This is a genomic window from Paenibacillus methanolicus (assembly GCF_008124765.1).
GTDB classification, from domain to species: Bacteria; Bacillota; Bacilli; order Paenibacillales; family Paenibacillaceae; genus Paenibacillus_Z; species Paenibacillus_Z methanolicus.
This window is the reverse complement of the sequence record NZ_VNHS01000019.1, coordinates 13,733-36,217: the sequence shown is the minus strand read 5'-3', so window position 1 is coordinate 36,217 and position 22,485 is coordinate 13,733. Positions and strand designations below refer to the sequence as shown.

The 22,485-nt window shown below is 61.2% G+C and carries 19 protein-coding genes and 1 riboswitch; of the genes, 4 read left to right on the top strand and 15 right to left on the bottom strand.

Translation table 11 applies throughout. The features are described from left to right. Positions 1–57 precede the first annotated feature (57 nt). Positions 58–324 (bottom strand): hypothetical protein, encoded by a 267-nt coding sequence (locus BCM02_RS33250; RefSeq protein ID WP_148933423.1) that lies wholly within the window; start codon positions 322–324, stop codon positions 58–60. A gap of 216 nt (positions 325–540) precedes the next feature. After that, entirely contained in the window at positions 541–1,584 is a 1,044-nt protein-coding gene (locus BCM02_RS33245) for a Leu/Phe/Val dehydrogenase (RefSeq protein WP_148933422.1), read from the bottom strand. A gap of 265 nt (positions 1,585–1,849) precedes the next feature. On the opposite strand from BCM02_RS33245, the gene BCM02_RS33240 reads away from it, so the two are divergent. Beyond that, on the top strand, positions 1,850–2,647 hold the full coding sequence (locus BCM02_RS33240) for a metallophosphoesterase family protein (protein ID WP_187434553.1): 798 nt from the start codon (positions 1,850–1,852) through the stop codon (positions 2,645–2,647). Positions 2,648–2,772: 125 nt separating this feature from the next. Here the strand turns inward: BCM02_RS33240 and queF are convergent, their stop codons facing one another. After that, positions 2,773–3,276, bottom strand: coding sequence for a preQ(1) synthase (gene queF / locus BCM02_RS33235; protein ID WP_148933420.1), 504 nt, complete (start codon positions 3,274–3,276; stop codon positions 2,773–2,775). A gap of 7 nt (positions 3,277–3,283) precedes the next feature. Beyond that, positions 3,284–3,328: riboswitch (PreQ1 riboswitch) on the bottom strand. 119 nt (positions 3,329–3,447) lie between these two features. Here queF and BCM02_RS33230 point away from each other — a divergent pair. Then, positions 3,448–4,233 (top strand): ABC transporter ATP-binding protein, encoded by a 786-nt coding sequence (locus tag BCM02_RS33230; RefSeq protein WP_148933419.1) that lies wholly within the window; start codon positions 3,448–3,450, stop codon positions 4,231–4,233. A 129-nt stretch (positions 4,234–4,362) separates the two neighbouring features. Beyond that, the gene (locus BCM02_RS33225) at positions 4,363–5,334 is read left to right on the top strand and encodes a hypothetical protein (protein WP_148933418.1); all 972 of its coding nucleotides are present in this window, start codon (positions 4,363–4,365) and stop codon (positions 5,332–5,334) included. Positions 5,335–5,543: 209 nt separating this feature from the next. Here BCM02_RS33225 and BCM02_RS33220 read toward each other — a convergent pair whose 3' ends face one another. Both BCM02_RS33220 and BCM02_RS33215 read right to left on the bottom strand, forming a co-directional pair. Then, positions 5,544–6,632 carry an N-acetylmuramoyl-L-alanine amidase family protein gene (locus tag BCM02_RS33220; RefSeq protein ID WP_148933417.1) on the bottom strand — a complete coding sequence of 363 codons (1,089 nt, stop codon included), beginning with the start codon at positions 6,630–6,632 and terminating at the stop codon, positions 5,544–5,546. A gap of 100 nt (positions 6,633–6,732) precedes the next feature. Then, positions 6,733–7,461, bottom strand: a complete 729-nt coding sequence (locus BCM02_RS33215) for a metallophosphoesterase family protein (RefSeq protein WP_148933416.1) — start codon at positions 7,459–7,461, stop codon at positions 6,733–6,735. A gap of 326 nt (positions 7,462–7,787) precedes the next feature. Here BCM02_RS33215 and BCM02_RS33210 point away from each other — a divergent pair, with 326 nt between their 5' ends. Further along, positions 7,788–9,503: an ATP-binding protein gene (locus BCM02_RS33210; protein ID WP_187434552.1), complete on the top strand. Its 1,716-nt coding sequence runs from the start codon at positions 7,788–7,790 to the stop codon at positions 9,501–9,503. Positions 9,504–9,571: 68 nt separating this feature from the next. Here the strand turns inward: BCM02_RS33210 and BCM02_RS33205 are convergent, their stop codons facing one another. The 10 genes from BCM02_RS33205 to BCM02_RS33160 form a co-directional block, all read right to left on the bottom strand. After that, entirely contained in the window at positions 9,572–9,769 is a 198-nt protein-coding gene (locus tag BCM02_RS33205) for a hypothetical protein (protein ID WP_148933414.1), read from the bottom strand. Between the two features lie 198 nt (positions 9,770–9,967). Further along, positions 9,968–11,515 (bottom strand): gluconokinase, encoded by a 1,548-nt coding sequence (gntK, locus tag BCM02_RS33200; protein WP_187434551.1) that lies wholly within the window; start codon positions 11,513–11,515, stop codon positions 9,968–9,970. A 35-nt stretch (positions 11,516–11,550) separates the two neighbouring features. Then, positions 11,551–12,912, bottom strand: a complete 1,362-nt coding sequence (locus BCM02_RS33195; protein ID WP_148933413.1) for a GntP family permease — start codon at positions 12,910–12,912, stop codon at positions 11,551–11,553. A gap of 188 nt (positions 12,913–13,100) precedes the next feature. Continuing rightward, a complete protein-coding gene (locus BCM02_RS33190; RefSeq protein ID WP_148933412.1) occupies positions 13,101–13,772 on the bottom strand; it encodes a GntR family transcriptional regulator in 672 nt (223 codons plus the stop codon). Between the two features lie 164 nt (positions 13,773–13,936). Continuing rightward, entirely contained in the window at positions 13,937–14,836 is a 900-nt protein-coding gene (gene gnd / locus BCM02_RS33185; protein ID WP_148933411.1) for a phosphogluconate dehydrogenase (NAD(+)-dependent, decarboxylating), read from the bottom strand. A 205-nt stretch (positions 14,837–15,041) separates the two neighbouring features. Beyond that, positions 15,042–16,235 (bottom strand): SEC-C metal-binding domain-containing protein, encoded by a 1,194-nt coding sequence (locus tag BCM02_RS36440; protein ID WP_281288271.1) that lies wholly within the window; start codon positions 16,233–16,235, stop codon positions 15,042–15,044. A 215-nt stretch (positions 16,236–16,450) separates the two neighbouring features. Then, a complete protein-coding gene (locus BCM02_RS33175; protein WP_148933410.1) occupies positions 16,451–17,185 on the bottom strand; it encodes an NAD-dependent protein deacylase in 735 nt (244 codons plus the stop codon). 177 nt (positions 17,186–17,362) lie between these two features. Next, positions 17,363–19,984: a polynucleotide kinase-phosphatase gene (locus BCM02_RS33170; RefSeq protein WP_148933409.1), complete on the bottom strand. Its 2,622-nt coding sequence runs from the start codon at positions 19,982–19,984 to the stop codon at positions 17,363–17,365. Next, positions 19,981–21,531, bottom strand: a complete 1,551-nt coding sequence (locus BCM02_RS33165) for a methyltransferase domain-containing protein (RefSeq protein ID WP_148933408.1) — start codon at positions 21,529–21,531, stop codon at positions 19,981–19,983. The genes BCM02_RS33170 and BCM02_RS33165 overlap by 4 nt, the downstream gene beginning before the upstream one ends. Positions 21,532–21,553: 22 nt before the next feature. Next, positions 21,554–22,354, bottom strand: coding sequence for a nucleotidyltransferase domain-containing protein (locus BCM02_RS33160; RefSeq protein ID WP_148933407.1), 801 nt, complete (start codon positions 22,352–22,354; stop codon positions 21,554–21,556). Positions 22,355–22,485 lie beyond the last annotated feature (131 nt).

The window sequence follows — 22,485 nt, the reverse complement described above, 5'->3', positions numbered from 1 at the left end:
TACGGCTTGTCCCGCGCTAGCTCACGCCCCTCCACCATCATCGGCGCGTCGCGCGATTCACCGCCGTTTGGCCCGCCGCCGGCTTGCGATGCCATATCGAATCCCGAAGTAAGCGGCGCAGACGAGCAGAGCTTTCAGCCCTTCCAACCACGGGTTGATCGGGCCGCCGAACGACACTTGCGATGACTGAATGTCGGGCGATTCGTAAGCTTCGAGAATGTCCGGCACGAACCAGACCGTCATGACCATGCCGATCGCCATGCCGCCCAGCACGTACAGCACCGTCCCGACGATCAACGATTCAATCACTAGCTTTACGTTCACGTTCTCACGCTCCTCATGCCGTGAAATCTAGCAATCTCTTACCAACATGGTAAATCGTACCTCAGTTAAGGACATGAAACAATAACAACCGCCCGTTAATCGGCAAAAAAGGTTCATGCCGTTAACGGAAGACGTTAACGACATGAACCTTTACTCGCCATCCATCTATACACCCGTCCCCAGCCCTACATGACCGAAGCTACCGCCGCGCCCGCCTCAAGCCCGCGCCAAGTTCCGCTCCGCCAAATACCCGGCCGCATCGCTCGTCGCGATGCCCGTCTGGCGCGCGAAGCGGTACACCGTCCGCAGCACGCGGTCGATCGCCTCGACGCCGCGCCTCATGTCCGCCTCGGACCCGCCCTGTATCTCCCGCGCCGTAATCAGCAAGCCGCCCGCGTTGACGACGAAGTCCGGCGCGTACAGAATATTCCGCTCCTGCAGCAGCTCGCCGTGCCATTCTTCGCCGAGCTGGTTGTTGGCCGCCCCCGCGACGATCCGGCAGGCCAGCCGCGGGATTGACGTCTCGTTCAGGATGCCGCCCAGCGCGCACGGCGCGAATATATCGCACCGCGCGAAGGCGATCCGCTCCGGGTCCTCCGCGACGGCGCCGTAAGCGGTTGCGGCGAGCGAGACCCGCGACGCGTCGGGATCGGCGACGATCAACTTCGCCCCCGCTTCGTACAGATAACGGCACAGCCTAAGCCCGACTTTGCCCAATCCCTGAACCGCCACAGTTTTGCCCGATAGCACGTTCGTGCCGAACGCCGCGTTCGCGCTCGCTTTCATCCCGACGTAGACGCCGTAGGCGGTCATCTCCGCGGTGAAATCGTTCGTCGCCATGACCGAACCGGGCGTGTCGGTGACATAGATCGTTTCCTTGGCGATCTCCTTCATATCGGCGACGGACGTGCCCAGATCGACGCCGGTAATGTATCTGCCGTTCAAATATCCGATATAGCGTCCCAGCGTCCGGAACAGCTCCGCGCTCTTATCCTTGGCCGGGTCGCCGATGATGACCGCCTTGCCGCCGCCGTAGTCGAGCCCGAAGACGGCCGACTTGTACGTCATGCCCCGGGCGAGCCGCATCGCGTCGAGCACCGCTTCCTGCTCGGTCGCGTACGGCCTCATCCGGCAGCCGCCCAAGGCGGGTCCGAGCCGCGTGCTGTGGACGGCGATGACGGCGCGAAGCCCGCTCGCGCGATCCTGGCAGAATACGACCTGCTCCAGCGACAAGCGCTCCATCTCTTCCAATACCAGCATGATGATCTCTCCCTTCGCTCTTCTAAGCCGGCAATGCGTTACCGTATACGAGGAGATCGGGTTTATCGTCAACAAGCCGCATCGATCAATGATTTTGGACTATCAGTATATGTGCGTTCGCCCTTAATATGTGATGGCTCTGCCGGTTCAGCGCGCTACCTCGGCAGAACACCGCCGTCCCTTGCCGCTTCTTTTGCGGTTCCACTATTTAACTGCTTCACTTATAATAAGAAAATATGAAGTCACGCAAGGGAGGGCTCCATCTTTGAAAATCGCCGTTTTCTCCGATATGCATGCCATTTCGTCCCGCGAGCCGCTTCACGAGGTGCGCGTCAGCCGCGGGTTTTTCGCGGAAGCGTGGCCGACTTTCGTGAAACTCCGCGCGCTGATCCAGGATGAAGCGCCGGACCTGGTCATCTGCCTCGGCGACATGGTGGACTGGTACAGCGAAGCCAACCGCGATTTTGCGATCGAGCTCCTGAACGAACTGCCCTGCCCGTGGATGTCGGTGCCCGGCAATCACGACTACCAGCTGTTCCACCGGGCGGACAACAACATCCGCAAAATCTCCGCGATGGAAGGCTGCGATACCGCCCGCAAAGGCTGGCTCGCGCGCGGCATCGAGCTGCACAACCGGTACGTCGATACCGGCGATTGCGGCCTGCTGCTGCTCGACAGCGCCTTGAGCGGCGTGCCCGACGGCACGAAGGACTGGATCGAAGCGAATATCGGCCGGCACGGCCGCAATCTCGTCTTCACGCACGTGCCGCTGGATCTGCCCCAAATTCGCGCCCACATTATGGCCGTGGACGACGTCCGCGACCTGAACAAATACGTGCAAAGCCGGACGCCCTGGCTGTTCGACGCTTCGCTGGCCGGCCGGGTAAGCGACGTGTTCACGGGCCATCTGCACATTCCCGGTCAGCTCGAGATCGGCGGCACCCGCATGCATATGCTCGGGACGGCCGTCACGTCGCCGCGGCGCCCTTCGCTCCAAGCGTCGGCGCGCATCGTCACGCTGGGCCGGGACGTCGAGGTGCGGACGATCTCGATCGAGCCGTAGAAGGATCCGACTATGCGGGGACAAAATCTCCTTGCCCGCCAATAAAATAAGCTCCTGCCCATGCGGGCAGGAGCTTATTTTGAACGGTCAACCAGCGCCGGCGCGCCGCGGACGATTCGCCGTTCTTACCGGTTGTCCACTTTCTCCGGATACAAATCGTGATTCATCAGGCGATACTCCGCCATCTGCTCGTATTTCGTGCCGGGACGCCCCCAGTTCGTGTACGGGTCGATGGAGATGCCGCCGCGCGGGGTGAATTTGCCCCACACTTCAATGTAACGCGGCTCCATGAGCGCGATCAGGTCGTTCATGATAATGTTCATGCAATCCTCGTGGAAATCGCCGTGGTTGCGGAAGCTGAACAGATACAGCTTGAGCGATTTGCTCTCGACCATTTTGATGTCCGGGATGTACGAGATATAGATCGTCGCGAAGTCCGGCTGGCCCGTGATCGGACAGAGACTCGTGAATTCGGGACAGTTGAACTTGACGAAATAGTCGCGGTTCGGGTGCTTGTTGTCGAACGACTCGAGAATGGACGGGTCGTACTCGAACGCGTATTTCGTGCCTTGGTTGCCCAATTGGGTGATGCCGCCTGCTTGCAGTTCTTCTTTGCTTCTTCCGCTCATGTTGTTAGGCTCCTTAGTTTTTTATAGAGGGAGGATCTCGAACCTCTCGAATTTGGACGCCCTGTAGTATACCACGAAACGACGCCGTTTGGGAATCGGGAGCGTTATCCAGCGCGAATGCCGAAGCGCCCCTGCTCCTAGGGCGGCGATAAGAAACGGAGGTTTTCTTTCATGCAACCGGTCATTGAAAATCGGAACGTCAGTTGGCGTACGGGCGCAAACGAGCTGCTGCGCGAGATCGATTGGACGGTGCGCCAAGGCGAACACTGGGCGCTGCTCGGCCTGAACGGCTCGGGCAAGACGACGCTGCTCAATATCGTCACCGGCTACATCTGGCCGACTTCGGGCTCGGTCTCCGTGCTCGGCCGCCGCTTCGGCGAGGTCGACCTGCGCGAGCTGCGCCGCTCGATCGGCTGGGTCAGCTCGTCGCTGCAGGAGAAGCTCTACGCCAGCGACCGAACCCAGCACGTCGTCATTAGCGGCAAATACGCCACGATCGGCTTGTACGAGAAGCTGCTGGAGGAGGATGTGAACCGGGCGGAATCGCTCATGCGCACGCTCGGCTGCCTCCATCTGTGGGACCGCGAATATCGCTCCTGTTCCCAAGGCGAGAAGCAGAAACTGCTGATCGCGCGGGCGCTCATGGCCGATCCCCGCATCCTCATTCTGGACGAGCCGACCAACGGACTGGATCTGTTCTCCCGCGAACGGCTGCTCGGCAGCATCGAGGAGCTGACCCGCCGGCCGGATACGCCGACGCTCATCTACGTAACGCACCATTCGGAGGAAATTCTGCCCGTCTTCGGCCGCACGCTGCTCCTTCGGCGGGGCGAAGTCGCCGACGCCGGCGACACCGCCGAGCTGCTGCGCGCGGAGACGCTGACCCGCTTCTTCGAAGCGCCGGTCATCGCCGAGACGCACGATGGCCGCGTCTACGTGCGGCCCGTTTCCCGTTAATTCTCGAGCGCCCTCTCCGCGTTCATTTTACAAAACCTAACTGGCCGCTCCTCCGGCAGCATGCTATATTCGGGGCGGACAACTAGGAAATACCCGTAAGCGACGTACAATGGAGAGGTGGTATCGATAATGAAGAAGAGCTTGACCCGCAAAACGACGGCGATCGCGGCCGCCGCGATATTCGGCGCGTTCGCGCTATCCGCCGCGCCGGCGGCGCCGGGCGCCAAGACGGCGCAGGCCGCGGCGACGGATGCGCAGCTCGCGCTGCGATGGGCTCCGGTCCACTACCAGGACACGGACAGCACGGATTACGACGCGGACTATCTCGCGGCCGTCAACTACGACGGAGACTGGGACACGCTGAACAATTGGGAGCGCCAAGACGATAACGCGAGCTCGCTGAAAGCGACCGTCTACTATTCCGTCGTAGAGACGTCCACGCACTGGTTCCTGACGTACAGCTTCTATCATCCGCGCGATTGGGTCGACTATCCGGACTTCGGCCTCGATACGCACGAGAACGACATGGAAGGCCTCCTCCTTACCGTCCGCAAGGATGGCACCGATTACGGCAAGCTGGAAGCGATGGTCACCGTAGCTCACTCGGACTTCTACTCGTTTACGCCTCCGGGCAGCGCCTATACCGCCGGACAAGAGACGATCGACGGCTCGATCGTCATGGCCAACTACGGCGGCTACTCGAGACCGACGAGCTTCCAGGAAGCCAAAGGCCACGGACTCAAAGCGTGGAACGGCGGCAGCTTCCCGGGCGGCGACGGCATTATCTATTATCCGAGCGCGGCGACGGCCGAAGTTCCATCGGGCGGCAGCGACAGCTCGGTCCAGTACCAGCTCGTCGACGCGTTCGCATCCGGCGGCCTCTGGTCGCGGCGCAACGATGCGGTCACCTTCGCCAGCCGGGGCACGTTCCTCGGCGACAACGGCAAGGACAATTCCGCGAACTCGGCCTGGGGCTGGGACGACGGCAACGACAGCATTGCGCGCGGCGAGATGGCGACCGATCCGGCGAAGCTCGTGTCCGCGTACTTCGGCAACCTCGGCAATTTCAGTACGGCGTATACGCGCAACGGCTACCGTTAAGCGTCTTCCTCCCTCGCGCCCGGCAAGTTGCCGACCGCGGGGAAATACGCGATCACGAAACAGTCGGCACCGTTCGTTCATGCGGAAAGCGCGCATCGCGCAGCGTGAAACTGCGCGACGACTTGCAACCTATCCGCCTTTCGCCGGCCGACAAACGCGCCAAAGCACGAAGAGAGGGGGCTATGCCCCCTCTCTTCGTGCTGCCTTGCTTAATTGAAATAGTCGACCAGCCCGTCGGCGATTGCTTTGGCCGCCTTACGCTTGTAGTCTTTCGTTCGCACAATCCGCTCGTCCTTCTCATTGGAGAGGAAGCCAAGCTCCACGAGCGCCGACACTTGGGAATTCTCGCGAAGCACGTGATAGTCTCCGAAGGAGATGCCGTTGCTCCGCAGTCCGCCCGCGCCTTCGGCCAGCTCGCTCTCGATCGCCCGGGCCAGCGCCTTGTCCTTGCCCTTGTTATAGAACGTGAGCGTGCCGGACGTATTCTTCGTCGACGAGTTGTAGTGGATGCTGATGAACGCGTCCGCGCCGTTGTTCTCGCTGATCTTCACCCGCTCCGGCAGCGACGGCTTGACGTCCTCCGAGCGGGTCAGGATGACGCGCGCGCCGAGATCCCGCAGATAGTCGGCCAGGATGAACGCCGTCTCCAGGTTCAGATCCTTCTCCTGCGCCTCCGACTCCTTGCCGATCATGCCCGGATCGTCGCCGCCGTGCCCCGGATCGAGCACGATCAGTTTGCCGTTCAACCTGCCGGATGATGAGCTGTCGCCCGAACCCGAGCTGCTTCCGCCGCCCTCGCCTATGTACTGCGACGCGACCCAGCCCTGCTGGCCGTCCGGCGTCTTCACCTTCACCCAGTCGCCATCCCGGTCTATGACCGTGACGGCCTCGCCTTTGTACAGCCCGCCTACGACCGAATAACCGGTACCCGGACCTTTGCGCATACGCAGCGAATCGGCCTGCACCGTCTGCGCGCTCGACTTCGCGCCGCTTGACCCGGACGAGACCGTCGTCTTTCCGCCGCCGCTGCCTGTCTTCACCAGATAATAGCCCGCTACCCAGCCGCTCGTCTTGTTCAGCGCGACCTGGAGCCAGCCGTGCGCCTCGTCCGACACCTCGACGACGTCGCCTTTGCGGAGAGAAGCGATAACCTCCCCCTTCTCGCTCGGGTCGTTGCGCACGTTCAAAGAATCCGCAGACACTTGATAGTACTGCTTCGCCTCGCTCTTGGCCTGAGCGCCGAACGCCGCGCCGAGCAGCAGCACCACTACGATCAGAATTGAAACTATCGATTTCATTCAGGACCTCGCTATTAGGAATAGAGTTGGATGCTATGATTATAGCAAAATCCCGCGCGCCGTTCGAGCGGTTTTGGCACTATTTTCCCGGGACGCGCCGTTACTGCCCCTCGAGCCTAGGCTGACTCCATACTCGGCTGACCCGGCCGCGGGCAATTTCGATGCCGTTCAGCTGATAGCCGAACGCGCATCCGCCGTCAATGCCGATCTTTCCCGGTCCGAACCACGCCTCCGGCGAACCGTGCAGTTCCACGGTCTTGGTATGGCCGAAGATGACCGTCTTCCCGCGGGTTGCGGCCCCCTCGTAGAACGGATCGCGAATATAGAGAAAGTCTCTGGCGGGCTGCAGCTTCCAGTTGGCGTACGCCGGGTTGAGGCCGGCATGCACGTAGATGAAGCTTTCGTCCTCGTAGTACATCGGCAAGTCCTTCAGGAATTGAAGATCCTCGGCGTAATGTTCCCGAATATAGCGGCAGCACGTCTCCTCCTCGTCTTCGGAGGCGGCGACAATCCGCCCATAGTAGCTGCTCAGCGTTTCCGCGCCGCCTTTTTCCCAGAATTTCATCTTCTCCTCCGCCGTGGCCAGCCCGGCGACGACGTTCACGAATCGGTTATCATGGTTGCCTTGAAGCGCCAGCGCCCCTCCCTGCCGGACCAACTGGCACACGTACGCGACGGTCTCCTTGCTGCGGGGTCCCCGGTCGACGTAATCGCCGAGCAAAATAAGCTGATCGCGCTCGGGCCGAAACGACATCGCCTCCAGCAATAACCGTAATTCTTCGTCGCAGCCGTGAATGTCGCTGACGACGAGCGTGCGCTCTTTATTCATGGAATAACGCTCCTTCCGAATGGTTAGGACTAACGATAAGGTTAGGCGCGTACGATAACGATAGGCCGGTGCAACGAAATTTGATAGATTGCAATGCGTTTCGCGAAAAAGGCGACTATTCTCCCGGCATAATTCGGCACCTTTTTCCATGTGCAAGGCGAAAGTTTAATGCTACAATTTTCCCTATATAGGAAAGAGCTCATGACTTACATATGACCAGCAGCCGTCATGCGCTGCCTTAGAGGCGCATACGCGCTTGAACCCCGCCGGAACGACCGGAATCGGGCCAAGCGCTCCGCCTCGACACGACCTTAATGAGGTGTTGCATGAGCGATCAGTTTACGCAATTAAATCAGCTGTTTGAAACAGCCGGCAGCGGTCATGTTCTCTATGTGTACGAGAATCGGGACGCGTATACCCGGCAGGCCGTCTCCTTCATTGCATCCGGCATCGAACAAGGCCATCAAGTGATAGTCATCGACAGACAGGATCGCTATGACCGGATTTTCCGCGCGCTGCGCGGCAGCATGTCCGACGAGCAGCTCGGCTGCGTCCGTTACGTGAACAGCCTGGAATTCTATCGAGTGCAGGAGCCGTTCTGCTGCGGCATGGTGCTCGAGCAGTACAAGGACCTGCTCGTCCCGCTCAGCGCGCAAGGCATTGCCTTCCGGTTATGGGCGCACGCCGAGTGGCCGGAGAACGCGAAGGTGCAAGATGAGCTCGAAATGGTGGAGCAGCTGGCGGACTACAGCGTCACGACGCAAGGATTCTCGTCCGTCTGCTGCTATGATGGAGCGCAGACGTCCGCCGCCATGCAGCACAAGCTGCTGCGCCATCATGCGTATTGGCTGACCGACCAGGCGCTGGTAACATCGCCGTTATACGCGAAGGACGGCCCGCTCTTCCCCATCTCGGTCCCATTCCAGGAGGAAAGGGGGCATGCCAACCGGGAATCGGACATGCGCCGGAAGACGGAAGAGCGGCTGCGCGCCACGAAATCGCAGCTTGAATCGTTCATTACCCGCAATCTCGATCCCATTATCATCTTGAACCAGGACGAGAAGGTCATACGGGTCAATGAAGCGTTCGAACGCTTATTCGGTTGGACCAACGAAGAGGTGATGGGCTTGAAGGCGGCCGTGCTGCCGACCATTCCGCTGGATCGCCGCTACGAAGTCCCGCGCAACAAGCATGTCAATATGACCGGGCGCAACGTGGAGGGCTATGAGTCGCTTCGCTATCGGAAGGACGGCACGCCGGTCAACGTCATGATTTCCTCGTTCCCCCTGCTCGACGAGGACGATAACCCGAACGGCCGGGCTGTTATCGTGCGCGACATCACCGAGCGCATGCAGGCGCAGGAGCTGCTCATCCGGACGGAGAAGCTCTCGATCGCCGGGGAATTGGCGGCCGGCATCGCGCACGAGATCCGCAACCCGGTCACGGCCGTGAAAGGCTTCCTCCATTTGCTTCAGACCGGAGGCGCGAGCAAGCAGCTGTACTTCGACATCATGGCATCCGAAATTCAGCGCATCGAGACGATCCTCAGCGAGCTGCTCATGCTGGCCAAGCCGCAGGCGGTCCACTTTCAGTCGCGCAATATCCCGGCGCTGATCCGGGACGTCATTACGCTGCTGGACGCGCAAGCGAATTTGAACAACGTGCGCATCCTGACCGATTTCGAAGACGAGAACCTGTGTCTCGAATGCGAGGAGAACCAGATCAAGCAGGTGTGCATTAATTTCATCAAGAACGCGATCGAAGCGATGCCGGGCGGCGGGGAGCTGCTCATTCAACTGGCACGGGGCGATGGCATGTTGTTCATCCGCTTCGTCGATCAAGGCGGCGGCATCCCGGAGCACGTGCTCGCCCGACTCGGCCAGCCCTTCTACACGACCAAGGAGAAAGGCACCGGCCTCGGCTTCATGGTCAGCCGCAAAATCATCGAGAATCACAACGGCACTGTTCGCGTCTTCAGCGAAGAGCGCCGCGGCACGACGATCGAGGTCAGTCTGCCGCTGGATTCCGCGAGCCTTCAATAGCGAATGCGCCAAAAAAGCTGCTTCATCCCGCCCTGAGGGAATGAAGCAGCTTTTTGCCGTCCGCCAGGTTAAAAATCCCCGCCCGGCGCGTGGATGACCATCCAGAGAAACAGCAGGATGGCGGAGACGAACGCGATGCCGGCGGCGAGCAGCCCGATGCCTTTCGCAAGTTCCGCCTTCTTCTTCTCCCGCAAGCCTCTGCGAACGGACTGGACGCCGACGACCAAGGCGCCTCCGAGAAGCAAGGCGATTCCGACTATCTCCATGCAAACCACCCTTCTCTTTCGCCTTTTACATGTAGACGAGTCAAGCGCCGGGAAGGATGCTGTTGTCTCGCGCAGGACGCGAATGGGTACTTGATCCGGCCTGCTTCCTGCTTCCCGCGGTTGGGCGGAGAACGCAACGAAGGGGCTGCCCCCGGCGTCTTTCGACGTTCTCCGGGAACAACCCCCTCCGTGTTCGCCTTACGATTCGAACAACCGCTGCTGGAACTTCGCGATCGCCGTATACTCCTCTTCGAGCTTGCGCGAGATCCGGATGTAGATCGGCAGCAGCTCGTGGTACACCTTCGCGTTCTCCGCGATCGGCTTGTGCGAATGCGTCGCGCCGACCATCGCCTTGACGACGTTCAGCGAATCGATCCGGCCGAGGCCGTACAGGCCGAGCACGACGGCGCCCAGGCAGGAGCTCTCGAAGCTCTCCGGCACGACGACCTCCTGGTCGAAAATGTCGGCCATCATCTGGCGCCACAGCGGCGAGCGCGCGAAACCGCCCGTCGCCTGGATTTTGGTCGGACGTCCGATCTGTTCCTCCATGGCGAGCAGCACCGTGTATAAGTTGAAAATGACGCCTTCCAGCACCGAGCGGATGAGATGCTCCTTCTTGTGATGCATCGTCAGCCCGAAGAACGAGCCGCGCGCGTCCGGATTCCACAGCGGCGCCCGTTCGCCCGTCAAATACGGATGGAACAGCAGCCCGTCCGCGCCGGGACGAACCCGCTCCGCGATCTGATTGAGCAGATCGTACGCGTCCATGCCGAGCCGCTCTGCCGTCTCGACTTCGGCGGAGGCGAACTCGTCGCGCACCCACCGGTACAGCATGCCGCCGTTGTTGACCGGCCCGCCGATCACCCAGTGCTTGTCCGTCAAGGCGTAGCAGAAGATGCGGCCTTTCGGATCGGTGACGGGGCGGTCCACGACCGTGCGGATCGCGCCGCTCGTGCCGATCGTCGCCGCGACGACGCCCGGCTCGATCGCGTTCACGCCGAGGTTCGAGAGCACGCCGTCGCTTGCGCCTACGATGAACGGCGTCGACGGCGCAAGCCCCATATCGGCCGCGTACGCCGGCTTCAGATCATGCAGCGCATACGTCGTCGGAACAAGCTTGGACAGCTGCCCCGGCGTAACGCCGGCCAGCGCCAGCGCTTCCTCGTCCCAGCTCAGCGACTCGAGATTCATCATGCCCGTCGCCGAAGCGATCGAATAGTCGATGACGTACTCGCCGAACAGCTTGGCGAAGACGTATTCCTTGATCGAGATGAATTTGCTCGCCTTGCGGAACGTCTCCTCCTCGTCCTGGCGCAGCCACATCAGCTTCGCGAGCGGCGACATCGGATGGATCGGCGTGCCGGTGCGCGCGTAGATCGCCTGCCCGTCCAGCTCCCGCTTCAGCTTCTCCGCCATCGCCGCGCTGCGGTTGTCCGCCCACGTGATGCACGCCGTCAGCGGCTTGCACTCCGCGTCGACCGCGATGACGCTGTGCATCGCGGAACTGAACGAGACGAACAGGACGCTGGCCGGCTCGATGCCGCTTTGCTTCATGACGCCGTTGATCGTCGCTAGGACTGCCTGGAAGATTTGGTCCGGATTTTGCTCGGCGATCGACGAGGTCGGCGTATGGAGCGGATAGCCCTCGTTCGCCTTGGCGACGACCGCCCCGTTCTCCTCGAACAGGACGGCCTTCGTGCTGGTCGTGCCGATATCGACGCCTATCATATAGGTGGTGCTGCTCAATGGGAAGACCTTCTTTCCTTACAAGTTCGCTTCCGCTACACGACCGTGCTCAGAAGCAGGATGAAGATAAGGCCGACGACGGACAGAATCGTCTCCATCGCCGTCCACGATTTCAAGGTTTGCACGACGGACATATTGAAAAATTCCTTGACCATCCAGAAGCCCGCGTCGTTGACGTGGGAGAGCACGAGCGAGCCCGCGCCGGTCGCCAGCACCACGAGCTCGACGTTCGTGCCCGGGTTCATGGCGAGCACCGGGGTCACGATGCCGGCCGCGGTCGTCATCGCGACCGTCGCGGAGCCCGTCGCCACGCGGATCAGCGCCGCGACGAGCCATGCGAATAGAATGATGTTCACGTTCGCGGCCGTCGCCATCTCGCCGATCGCCGTGCCGACGCCGCTGTTGATAAGCACCTGCTTGAACGCGCCGCCGCCGCCGATGATCAGAATGATGGACGCCGTCGGCGCCAGACATTCGTTCGCGAAGCGCGATACGTCTTCCTTCGAGAAGCCTCGCGCGAAGCCGAGCGAGAAGAACGCGAAGACGGCCGAGATGAGCAAGGCGATGATTTCATGGCCGATGAACTCGGCGAAATGCGTGAAGCCGTTCACGCCGTCCGGATCGGCGATCGTCGCGATGGAACCGATTAACATAAGAATAACAGGGAGAAGAATGGTAAACAACGTAATCCCGAAGCCCGGCAGTTGGCGGTTTTCATTCGCCGCGAACTGCTCGGCAAGGTCAGCCGGCGGCGTGACGTCGATGCGCTTGCCGATGAATTTGCCGAACAACGGACCTGCGATGATAGCCGTCGGCAAGCCGATCAGAAGCGAATACAAAATCGTTTTACCCAAATCGGCACCGAATGCATCGATGGCGATCATCGGCGCCGGATGCGGCGGGACGAGGCCGTGCACGGTCGAAAGGCCGGCGAGAATCGGAATGCCGATCTTCAAGAGCGGCATGCCCGTCTTGCGCGCGACGGTGAACACGATCGGAATAAGCAGGATGACGCCAACCTCGAAGAATACCGGTATGCCGACGATGAAGCCGACGATCATCATCGCCCAGTGGACGCGCTTCTCGCCGAAGCGGTCGACGAGCGTCGTGGCGATTTTCTCGGCGCCGCCGGATTCCGCCATCATTTTGCCGAGCATGGTGCCCAGACCGATGACGATGGCGATCGTGCCGAGCGTGCCGCCGAGGCCGCCGGTCACCGACTTGATGACCTCCTGCGGGTCCATTCCGGCGAGCAAGCCGAGCATCAGCGCCGAGATGAGCAGCGTTACGAACGGGTTCCACTTGTATTTCGCGATGAGCACAACCAAGAATACGATCGCGACGAGCGTCCAGACGAGCAGCGTCGCGTTATGACTGAGACCGAACAAGCTATCCATGAAGATCCTCCTTAATTTGCTAGCGGCTGACGTTCCGAGGTACTATGCCCTAAGAGCGCTTTCATTATGTGGATTAATACAAGTATACCTGTCGACAAGTTGAACCGGCTGTCGCCGTCTTCGGCGGCGCGGCGCGTTACATTCCGCAGCCGTCGGAACGCCGCCGAAGCGGCAGTTCGATGGCTTACCTAGGGAAGACTGTGATACAGCGTCGTTCGCGAATCGGCGAAGTACGTCTCCACGACCTCGCGGATCGCGTCCACGTTCTTGGACGCCAGCGCGCTGACGATAATGCGGTGCTTGTCGATGACGGTCTCCAGCTTCGCCTCTCCTTCCGAGAACACCTCGCCGGTCGTGATCAGCATGACGGTCAGCACGATATGGCGGATGCTCTTCCATAAGTGCAATATCCGGGTGTGCGCCGCCGCCGTAATGATCGTCTCGTGAAAGGCGAAATCCAGATGCGCGAATTCCACGATGTCGCCGTGCTTCACCGCCAGCTCCATCTTGTCGATCAGCTGCAAGAGGCTTGCGGTCAGCGCCGTATTGTCGGCATAGGCGAGGCGCTGCTGGACGAAGCTCTCGATCAGAAACCGCACGTCGTACAGCTCTTCCACGTCGGTGCGGGTTAATCCCAGCACGACCGCGCCCATCCGCTCTAACCGAATAAGCCCCTCGTTGGACAACGATTTGAGCGCCTCCCGGACGGGCGAGCGGCTCGTATTGAAGTCGGCGGCGATCCGGTTCTCCGAGATGACCTCGCCGGATTTGATCGTGCCGTTAATAATTTGCAGTCTTAATTCGCAGGCGATCGTCTCCCCGAGGGACAGGCCCGCCAGCCATGCAGAAGGATACCGCATTCCATCGACTCTCCTAGTCATCCGTTTCGTACGCAGCTATGAACAATATCCTTCATTGTAGCATAGGTGCGAACGCGGATGCCACGGATTCGCGGCGTCGGCGCGGCTTGCTCATGTCCATTCGGCTGTCCCTTGACGAGCGCTTCGCCTGCCCGCTTGCCGATTTACTCGCTGCGCACGACCGCGTGGCCGCCGAATTCATTCCGCAGCGCCGCGACGACTTTGCCGTGGAACGTGTCGTTCTCCAGCGAACGGTAGCGCATGAGCAGCGACAGCGCGATGACCGGCGTGCTCGCCTCCAGCTCAAGGGCGGTCTCGACCGTCCACTTGCCTTCGCCCGAGCTCTTCATGATGCCCCGGATGCCCTCCAGCTTCGGATCCTTCGAGAACGCGCGCTCCGTCAGCTCCATCAGCCAGCCTCGGATGACCGAGCCGTTCGCCCAGACGCGCGCGACGTCTTCGAAGTCGAAGCCGTATTCGCTCTTGCTCAGCAGCTCGAATCCTTCGGCGATCGACTGCATCATGCCGTATTCGATGCCGTTGTGGATCATTTTGAGATAGTGGCCGCTGCCGCTCTCGCCGGCGTACAGATACCCGTTCTCGGTCGCGATGCTGCGGAAGATCGGCTCTACCGTCTCGAACGCCGCCTTGGATCCGCCGACCATGAAGCAGCCGCCTTGGTTCGCGCCTTCTACGCCGCCGGACGTGCCGGAGTCCAGGAAGCGGATGCCCCGCTCTCCGAGCCTCGCGCCCCGAGCGACCGACTGCTTATAGTGCGAGTTGCCTCCATCGATGACGATGTCGCCCTCCTCGAGCGCGGGCAGCAGCTCGTCCAGCACCTTGTCGACGATTTCGCCCGCCGGTACCATGATCCACACGATTCGCGGCTTCGCCAACGACGCCGCCAGCTGCGCGATCGTCTCGGCGGGCTGCCCGCCTTCTTCGGCCAGCTGCTTCGCCGGCTCCGGATTGACGTCGTACAAGACGGTCTCGTGACCGCCCCGGAGCAAGTTTTGCGCCAAACTGAATCCCATTTTGCCCAATCCGATCAAACCAAGCTTCATAGGCTACCATCCTTTCAGATGCAAACAAGTATACCTGTATACAAGTATTCCAATGCATCAATAATACCGCTTTCATTCGGTTCTGTAAATACGCGGCCGCTTTCCTTAATTTTACTGCGCTTCGCATACCAAAAAACGCCGGGATGAGCGCCGATTACCTCAGCGCTTCCCGACGTTTCGTTCCGCCATTTTCGTTTGCCGCGCCTTAGGCGCCGCAGCACTTCTTCGCTTTCTTCCCGCTGCCGCAAGGGCACGGGTCGTTGCGGCCAACCTTCGTCTCCGCCCGGAACGGCACGACTGCGCCCGGCCGCCTCGCCGGCACGGCCGCCATGACGTTCGCCGTCTGGCTGCGCATGGCCGACAGCTCTCTCGGCGTGTGGCCTTTCAGCGTCCATTGACGGGAATTGTTCATCAGTTCGACGACCCGCTCCACGAGCGCCTCCAGCATCTTCAGCTCGTTGATCTGGAAGTGGTTCTGAATCGATCCGACAACGTCTTGAAGCCCCAGCCGCTCCTGGATCGAGAGGATGATCTCCGCCGCGATCTCGTCCGCGTCGTCCTCCGTTGCGCCCAGTCGTTGTTCCAGGAAAGTCGCGAATGCCTTATATGCCGGATGCTTGTCCACGAATTGCAAATCGCCCGCTTCGAGTAGCTGCCCTTTCGTGAAGGCGCAGTACGGAATATCGCGGCGCGCCTGCTGCTCGTCGTACAGCCACTTGAAATCGCCCACGCCGGCGTCGAAGATCCCCAGTTCATCGTCATATTGCAAATTACCGCGCTTGACCTCGTCCATGACTTCCGCGTAATAATCCGCCGAAGGGACGTTCTGCTTCGTATATTGCTCCATATATTTGTGCAGTTGCGGCTTCGTCAACCGGCCGTAATAATGGAGCAAGCCGCGCGTCAGCTTGATCCGCTCGATTGCGCCCGGATCGCTCGGACCGGTATCCAACTGGAAGCCGTGCCTCAACATTGCATTTTGCGCTTCCAACGGCATGACCAACATCTTCGCGCCTTCTATCGTGCCCGGGAACAACAATCCCCTCGGCAGAAGAGGCAACAATCCCTCCGCGCGCTCGTCCTCGTACGGCCATGCGCCGTTCCGATCCATGATCAGCTCGCGAAGCAGAACCTCGTCCTGCGCATCCATATGTTCAAGCTCTGCCGCGAAAGCGTCCAGTACGGCCGTCTCCGTCGCTTCGATCAATTCCGGTTTCGTCTTGCTGCTCAGCTTGGCAACGCCCAGCTGCTGCCGGATCGCCAGCAGCTCGTCCTTCGTCAGGCGCGACAGCCCCATCCCCAAGGAGAGCGACGTCTCGATCTCGCTCCAGCGCTTGATTTCCGGCCGTTCGATCGCCGCCGCTTCCCGCTTCATGCTCGTGCCCATCACGTTCAACATCCCGCCTTATCTCTATTCCAAAAAATTCGCTATCGTCTACCGTACCATAGATCGGCCCTCAGCGGAAGTGGTGGAACCATCCAGCAGGCTCGGCCATTGCCCTCGCATGTCCGCCTGGACGGCCCGGTTTATCAACGATTCGCAACGGCCTGGCCACGCGGAACCGCGGAATTTCTCCCGCGCTTGCCCTTTACGGAACAGAATGCTCCCTCCCGCTACCCTTTCGGCACGAGCGCGCGCATCACTTGCCCGATCGGCTCCCGGATAACGAAGCTTGCCCGGCTGTCGTATGGCGTCGCCGTCATATTGATCAAGACGAGCCCGTCTCCTTCGTATTCAGTCACCAGACCGGCGGCCGGATTGACCGTTAGCGAAGTACCGCCCACGATGAGCAGATCCGCCGCGGCGATGCAATCGGCCGCTTCCAGCAGCACCTTCAGGTCGAGGTTCTCCTCGTACAGCACGACGTCCGGCCGGACGATCTCGCCGCACGCGCCGCAGGTCGGCACGGTATCGGGATGATTCAGAATGTAATCCAAATTATATTTTCGCCCGCAGCCCAAGCAGGAATTGCGCAGCACCGAGCCATGCAGCTCCAGCACCCGCTTGCTCCCCGCCAGCTGGTGAAGACCGTCGATATTTTGCGTAATGACCGCGCCGAGCCGTCCCTGCCGCTCCAGCTCGGCGAGCGCCTCGTGCGCCGCGTTCGGCTTCGCGTCCGGATAGAGCATCCGCGTGCGGTAGAAGGCGAAGAATTCCTCGGGATGCGTGCGGAAGAAGCTGCGGCTCAGCATGACCTCGGGCGGATAAGCGCCGGCTCCGCTCGTCTGATACAGCCCCGTCGCCGACCTGAAATCCGGAATATCGCTCTCCGTCGACACGCCGGCCCCGCCGAAAAACACGATGTTCGCGCTCGCGGCGACGCGCGCCTTCAACTGTTCCAACTCCATCGCTTTCCCTCCCGACTCGAATGCATGCCATGGGAGCGCCGATTCGCCGCTGCCCTCCGTACCACCTTACCACGTTCGCGTTGGAAAATAAAAGAAGGCCAGCCTTGTTGAGGCCCTCCTTCTTCGCGCATTCCAAGCGCTTCAAACTACTCTAAGTTCCGGGCGTACGCCCGTCGGCTACAGACGCGGATCCACCGGATCGGACTCCATCGCGAGCGCCGCCAGCACGCATTCGTGCATCCGCTCCACCGGCTCTTGACGGACGAACCGCTTCAGCCCTTCCATGCCGAGCGCGAATTCCATGAGCGCATGACGCTCTTTCTTCCCGCTCTTGCGCCCCTTCAGGCGGCGCAGATTATCCGGTTCCAAGTAGTCCATACCGTAAATAATGTGCAGGTACTTACGTCCCCTCACTTTGATCGCCGGCTGAACGAGCTTGCCGCCGCTGCGCGTCATGTAACGCTCCGGCTTGACGACGATGCCCTCGTGGCCGTCAGCCGTCATCGCTTCCCACCAGCGAATGGCTTCTTCCTCGCTCGCCTCGTCCGTAATGACCCGGTGTTCGGTCGCCATGAACAGCTCCGACAAGCCGGCCAGCTCCTCCGCGCGCTCCATATGCCACTGATGCGTTCGATCGAAGAACGTGCCGCCGCTATGCGCAAGCAGATGGAACGGGGCGATCCGTACGCCGCTGAGCCCTTCCACGTCCCAGCAGTACGCCTGGAACGCTTCCTTGAACGTCCGCGCGCCGGCCAGCCGCGCTTCCGTCTCCGCGAGCCAATCGCCGACGTCGCGGCCGACGTCCCGGGCAGCTTGCAGCTTCTCCAGCAGCTTCGCGCGATCCATCACCGCCGCCTCGCCGACATGGGCATACTGGCTGGCGATTAGCTCCTTCGCCTTCAAATTCCACGGCAGTATCTCCGCGTCCAGCACGAGCAGTTCCGTCTCGTGGCGTTCGAAATACGAGGCGGCCGCCAAATCGAGCCGCAGCCGCTCCAACAACTCGCGTTCGATGTCCGACTGGAAGAACGGCCTCCCCGTGCGGGTGTAGACCGTCCCCGGCGTGCGCCTTCCAACGTAGTCCTCTGCCGCATCCTCGTCCTTGAAAAGCACCACGATCGCGCGGCTGCCCATATGTTTCTTCTCCGCCACCATCGTCGTTACGCCATGAGCGCGGTAATACGCGAACGCCTCGCGGGGATGCTCCAGGAAGCGCTCGTCCGCCGACACGGCCGGCGGGCTCATCGTCGGCGGAATGTAGAGCAGCTCCTCGATCGGCACCGTGTAATGCGAGACGGTATCGAGCGCGGCTTTGACGAATTCCCCGCGGATGCCGATCGCGCCGTAGCTCGCCGTCTCCACCGTATAGCCTTCGGCCAGCTTCGCCAAATTCGGCGGCGCGAACCGGTCTCTCGCCCGCCGCGCGAGCGGATTGTCCGCCTCTCCGGAGTAATCCCGGGCCGCCTGCACGGTCGCGAACGTTCGCTCCGGATACCGGTAAGCCGTCAGCTCGCCGCCGAACACGACGCCCTGGTCGATGTTGATCGTAAGCCCGGCCGTCTCCGGACGCGGACGGACGTCGTGTCCCCAAATAATCAGCTCGCCCGACCTGTGGCCGGTATGCCATTCCTTGCGGGTCGGCTTGCCCTGCGCGTCCGTTCCTTCGGTATCCCCAAATCGGCAGAAGTCTTGAATACGCTTGGACTGCTTGCCGATAAACTCGTCCCGAATGCCCGCATGCGCCACGACGACATGCCGGACGCCATCGCGCGCGAATACCAGGTGGGACGGCGCGCCGAGCAGGAACGCGCGCATGCGGGTCTTCCATTCGGCTGCCGCCTCCTCGCCTCGCGCGGCCTCGTACCGGGCCAGCTCCTCCGCCATCTTCTCGTCGCCATGATGGAGCGAGACGTCGCGTCCGTCCAGATAACGCGCGATTTTCCATCCGTGGTTGCTGTCGACCATGAACGCCAGGCCCGCGCGGACGTGCATCTCCCAGAAATCCATCGCCTCCATCGATTTGGGACCTCGGCTCATCACGTCGCCGACGGATACGAGCTTGCGCCCGTCCGGATGACGGTGCAGACCGTCTTCGCCCAGCTCGTAGCCCAGCTTGCCGATCAGCACCGTCATTTCGTCGAAGCAGCCGTGAATATCGCCGACGACGTCGATGCCGGCGCCCAGCTCGATCTGCAGCGGGTTCTGTTTGCGCTCGAACCGGATGTCGTCCAACGCCGCGTCCTTGATGATGTAAGAAGCGTCGAACGCCTCGCTCTTCAAGCTTCGCAGCGCCCGCTTGAATAGCTGCGCCTGCTGCTTCACCCGCTGTCTGCCGCGCGGCTGCTCCCTCCCGGCGTCCCGCGCCAGCAGCGTCTCTTCCGGCACGTCGAGCGCGAGCGCCGTAACGGCGACGTGGTGCCGCCTCGCGATCTCGATATATTTGTTCCGGTCGTCCGGATACAAGTGCGTGGCGTCGACCACCGTTAGTTTCCGGAGCCGACACCGCATCTCGAGCACGTTCTCCATCGCGGCGAACGCCTGCTCCGACACCAGCTGGTACTCGGCGTACAGCACGTCGGCTTCCAGCTTCGGCCGGCCCTTCCAATCGATGAACTCAACGTCGCCGACGAGCATCCGGAACTGGTCGGAGGACACCGTCTCGGTCGCCAGCAGCGTCCCTTCGCGGACGAGCCGCGCAAGCAGCGTCGTCTTGCCGCTGTTCGACGGACCGACCAGCAGCACGATGCCCGCATGCGGCAGCCGAATCGTTCTTCGTTGTTCTTGTTGTTCCGTCGTCATGCTTCCTTCGTCTCCTCTCTCCTTCGGAAGATTGCCATCTGGGTCGGATGGCCGTAAGCTTCATGCCCTTCGCCGACGCCTTGCAGCTCGATTTCGTACGCATCCGTCCGCCACCGCTCGCAAGCTTGGCGGAATTCGCCGCGCGTCCATTCGAACCGGTGGTCGGCATGCCGCATCGCCCCGCCCATCTCGTATACCGCGTTGTACTCCCTATTCGGCGTCGTGACGATCAGCGCATGCGGGGCGTATTCGTTCAGGATCGTCGCGATTGCCCGCTCCACGCGGTACGCCTCGATATGCTCGATTACCTCGCACAGGACGATGACGTCCTTGCCGCGCAGCGACTCGTCGTAATAGAACAACGAGCCCGTGACCGGCTTCGGCACGATGCCAAGACCGCGTTCGGCCAGCTTGGCGTAACGATCCATCGCCCGCTTCCGAGCTATGGCCGACGGCTCGACGGCCAGCACCTCTTGGACGCCCGCAAGCTCCGCGAGCCGAGCCGACAGTTTGCCTTCGCCGCTGCCGAAATCCACGATCGCCCGTTTGCGCGCGAATCCTCGGATGACATCGCATATCGCCTCATAGCGCTGTTCGTTGAGCCGGACCTTCGGCTGCGGCCCGGATGCGCCGTCCGCGATAGCCGCACCTTCGGCAGACTGCTCCTCCGCGTTATCCCCCGCCGCCTTCACCATCTCGCGCGCAAGACGCACGGCGTCTGTCGCGTCGCCCGGTTCGCTCGTCCGAGCTGCCCCGGCTTCATGCCGCGCGCCCAGTGCCGACGTATTGCCTTGCTCGGCCTTATTCTCGGTCGTCTGCTGCCGAATCGCCGGCTTCCTCGCCTCATAGCGCTCGATCACGTCCGCATAACGCAGCGTACGCTTCACGATCAGTTCCCGCTGCGGATGCGCCTCGAGCCAACCTTCCCCGTAACGCTCGAGCTTCTCGACCTCGGCTTCGCCGATGAAATAGTGCTTGTAATCGTCCAGCACCGGCATCAGAATGAACAGCTGCCGAAGCGCGGTTTGCAGCGTCTGGCTGCCGCGCAGCGTAATATAGCGCACCGAACTGCGGTTCTTCAGCGCGAACGGATAATCCGCCTCCCCGCGTTCCTGCTCGACCTCGTAACCAAGCGCCGCGAACAGCTGCTCCACGATCGCCTCCGGCAAATTCGAGGCCACCGGGCCGAACGACAGCGTCAGCGCGAACTTGCGCGATACCCACTCCGCGAACGCTTCCTTCGGCTTGCCGTTCAGCGCCGTGCCGAGCGAAGCGCGAATATACGCGCAGAACAGGCTGCTCGTCACGAACTCCCGGTCGTTAATGTACTGCGTAATGTCGTAGCTGTCCGGACTGCCTTTGACCAACTCGATCGGGTCCGGCGACACATGGAGCACCGCCTCCGTTCGTTGTTCGTCGCATACCGTATAGACAAGGCGCACCTTGGCCCCTTTTTCTTCCCGCTCATACAGGTTGTTCGGATTTTTGGCGAGCAGATGGGACAGCATGTTCGCGCCCGCTCCGTCCGCCCGGATGATCAATTGCATCCCGCTTCTCCTCCGTCTCTTATTAAAATGCAGCGACTTCCGTTCCCCACGCTTCCCTAAGCGTCTGGCGGAACAGCTCGCCCAAGCGCTCCGATGGCTCGCCTTCCGATGCCGGAACATGAACCGCCGAACGGTCGAAATGCGAGATTCGCTCGCCCAAATAATCGTTAAGCGCCGCGATGCGCGGGCCCAAGTCCAATTCGTCGCCCGCTATCTTGCGCGCCAGCAACTCGCCAATGGCGGCATGCAATTCGCTGTCCGCCGGTATCTGCGCTTCGAACAAGGCGTCGAACGCGATCGGCGGCATCGTCCCTTTCTCCTCGATCCAACCGCAGGCGAATATCGGACGAAGCACATAGAAATATTTTTTCAGCCGGACTTCCTCGCCCTGCAAATATTCCCGGAAGTTGCCCTTGGCCATGCTCAAATAGTGATACATACACGATTTCGGGGAGAACGCCAGCGGGGACATGCTCCGGATTCGCGCGACTGCCGAAGTTTGCTCCATATAGGGTATGGGCGATTGCAGCCACTCCAGAAGCGGCGGGTTCGACTTGCGGAACAACCGCAGCGCTTTTCGCAAATCCCAGCCGTTAATATCCAGCAGGTCGTTGATCGGACGCTCGATGACATCCCTTTTATCGTCGATCGATAAGTACTCGTCGAATGGCCGGACGTAGATGAAACGCACGTCGTAATCGCTATCCCGAGAGGGGAAGCCCCATGCCCGGCTGCCGGATTCGCATGCGTACAGAATGCGCACGCCCTCCTCCGACTCGATATTGCGCAGCGCCTCTAGGATGCTGGATTCGTATGGATGCATGGGGCATCCCTCCTTCATTTAGATGGTTAATGGTGCATGAGATGAATCGTTCGCTTGTTAAAAACGCATGGCCGTGGTTACGCAATCGGACGTTCCCGTGAGCCGCGATATTCCCGCCCCGTTATGCCGCT